Source organism: Serratia sp. BW106 (assembly GCF_002607755.1).
GTDB lineage: Bacteria > Pseudomonadota > Gammaproteobacteria > Enterobacterales > Enterobacteriaceae > Serratia > Serratia proteamaculans.
Genome location: NZ_MCGS01000014.1, coordinates 203,501 through 206,320 on the forward strand (window position 1 = coordinate 203,501; position 2,820 = coordinate 206,320).

Annotated in this window: 3 protein-coding genes; all 3 read left to right on the forward strand. The window is 50.1% G+C overall.

The window, feature by feature from the left end; all coding sequences use genetic code 11:
• A partial coding sequence (gene rpsG / locus BEI65_RS12175) for a 30S ribosomal protein S7 (RefSeq protein WP_099063559.1) occupies positions 1-424 on the forward strand: 424 nt, incomplete at its 5' end.
• 97 nt (positions 425-521) lie between these two features.
• Positions 522-2,636, forward strand: a complete 2,115-nt coding sequence (gene fusA / locus BEI65_RS12180; protein WP_085119770.1) for an elongation factor G — start codon at positions 522-524, stop codon at positions 2,634-2,636.
• Positions 2,637-2,706: 70 nt separating this feature from the next.
• Positions 2,707-2,820, forward strand: a 114-nt coding sequence (locus BEI65_RS12185) for a GTP-binding protein (RefSeq protein WP_232519089.1), incomplete at its 3' end; no start/stop codon positions are given.

Here is a 2,820-nt window from a genome sequence, read left to right on the forward strand (position 1 = left end):
TAAGTTCGGATCCGAACTGTTGGCCAAATTTGTAAACATCCTGATGGTAGACGGTAAAAAATCTACTGCAGAAGCAATCGTCTATACCGCGCTGGAGACCCTGGCTCAGCGTTCTGGTAAAGATCACCTGGAAGCTTTCGAAGTCGCTCTCGACAACGTTCGCCCGACTGTAGAAGTTAAGTCGCGCCGCGTTGGTGGTTCTACTTATCAGGTACCAGTTGAAGTCCGCCCGGTCCGTCGTAATGCTCTGGCAATGCGTTGGATCGTTGATGCTGCTCGTAAACGCGGTGATAAATCCATGGCTCTGCGCTTGGCGAACGAACTTTCTGATGCAGTTGAGAACAAAGGTTCTGCTGTTAAGAAACGTGAAGACGTTCACCGTATGGCAGAAGCCAACAAGGCGTTCGCCCACTACCGCTGGTAATTGCCACGCAGTAGTTATGCTAACCAAGCGGGCGCTTCAAGAAGCCAACCCGCTTGGGTTAACCGAACTTGAACGCCTAAGGCAATAGAGGAATCAAATGGCTCGTAAAACACCCATTGAGCGCTATCGTAACATCGGTATCAGCGCTCACATCGACGCCGGTAAAACGACCACTACCGAACGTGTTTTGTTCTACACCGGTGTAAACCACAAAATCGGTGAAGTGCACGACGGCGCAGCTACCATGGACTGGATGGAGCAGGAGCAGGAACGTGGTATTACCATCACGTCCGCTGCGACTACCTGTTTCTGGTCTGGTATGGCTAAGCAGTTCGAACCACACCACATTAACATCATCGACACCCCAGGACACGTTGACTTCACCATCGAAGTAGAACGTTCTATGCGTGTTCTTGATGGCGCGGTAATGGTTTACTGTGCTGTTGGTGGCGTTCAGCCACAGTCTGAAACCGTATGGCGTCAGGCTAACAAATACAAAGTTCCACGCATCGCGTTCGTTAACAAAATGGACCGCATGGGTGCTAACTTCCTGAAAGTTGTTGGTCAGATTGAACAACGTCTGGGCGCAACTCCGGTTCCTCTGCAGCTGGCTATTGGCGCGGAAGAGAAATTCACCGGTGTTGTTGACCTGGTGAAAATGAAAGCCATCAACTGGAACGAAGCCGATCAGGGCGTGACCTTCGAATACGAAGAGATCCCGGCTGATATGCAAGAACTGGCTGAAGAATGGCATCAGAAACTGGTTGAGGCCGCTGCTGAAGGCTCTGATGAGCTGATGGAGAAATTCTTTGGTGGCGAAGAGCTGACCGAAGAAGAAATCAAAACTTCTCTGCGTAAGCGCGTTCTGAACAATGAAATTATCCTGGTTACCTGTGGCTCTGCGTTTAAAAACAAAGGCGTACAGGCAATGCTGGATGCTGTTGTTGAGTATCTGCCAGCACCAACCGACGTTGAAGCTATCAACGGTATGTTGGATGACGGTAAAGACACTCCAGCAGTTCGTCATTCTTCTGACACCGAGCCGTTCTCTGCTCTGGCGTTCAAAATCGCTACTGACCCATTCGTGGGTAACCTGACGTTCTTCCGTGTTTACTCCGGTCTCGTCAACTCAGGTGACACTGTATTTAACCCAGTGAAATCTCAGCGTGAACGTCTGGGCCGTATCGTTCAGATGCATGCTAACAAGCGTGAAGAGATCAAAGAAGTTCGCGCAGGCGACATCGCTGCTGCTATCGGTCTGAAAGACGTGACTACCGGTGACACTCTGTGTGATCCGAACAACGTGATCATTCTGGAGCGCATGGAGTTCCCTGAGCCGGTAATCTCCGTAGCCGTTGAACCAAAAACCAAAGCTGACCAGGAAAAAATGGGTCTGGCTCTGGGCCGTCTGGCGAAGGAAGATCCATCATTCCGCGTATGGACTGACGAAGAATCAGGTCAGACTATCATCGCAGGTATGGGTGAACTTCACCTGGACATCCTGGTTGACCGTATGCGTCGTGAATTCAACGTTGAAGCTAACGTGGGCAAACCTCAGGTTGCTTACCGTGAAGCGATTCGTTCGAAAGTTACCGATATCGAAGGTAAACACGCCAAGCAGTCTGGTGGTCGTGGTCAGTATGGTCATGTTGTAATCGACATGTACCCACTGGAGCCGGGCGTTAATCCGAAAGGCTACGAGTTCGTCAATGACATTAAAGGTGGTGTGATCCCAACGGAATACATCTCTGCCATTGATAAAGGCCTCCAGGAACAGCTGAAATCTGGTCCACTGGCGGGTTACCCGGTTGTTGATCTCGGTGTGCGTCTGCATTTCGGTTCTTACCATGATGTTGACTCCTCCGAATTGGCGTTTAAACTGGCCGCTTCTATCGCCTTTAAAGATGGCTTTAAGAAAGCGAAACCTGTTTTGCTTGAGCCAATCATGAAGGTTGAAGTTGAAACGCCGGAAGAGAACACTGGTGACGTCATCGGTGACCTTAGCCGTCGTCGTGGTCAACTGAAAGGTCAGGAATCCAACGCTACTGGCGTTCAGATTCACGCTGAAGTTCCGTTGTCCGAGATGTTCGGCTACGCAACTCAACTGCGTTCTCTGACCAAAGGCCGTGCTTCTTACTCCATGGAGTTCCTGAAGTACGATGATGCGCCGAACAACGTCGCTCAGGCCGTTATTGAAGCCCGTGGTAAATAAGCTTTCGGGTTTAACACATTGATCAGTGCTCTCTCCATGAGGGGAGAGCATAAGAGTAAGGAATATAGCCGTGTCTAAAGAAAAATTTGAACGTTCCAAACCGCACGTTAACGTTGGTACTATCGGCCACGTTGACCACGGTAAAACTACCCTGACTGCAGCAATCACCACCGTTCTGGCTAAA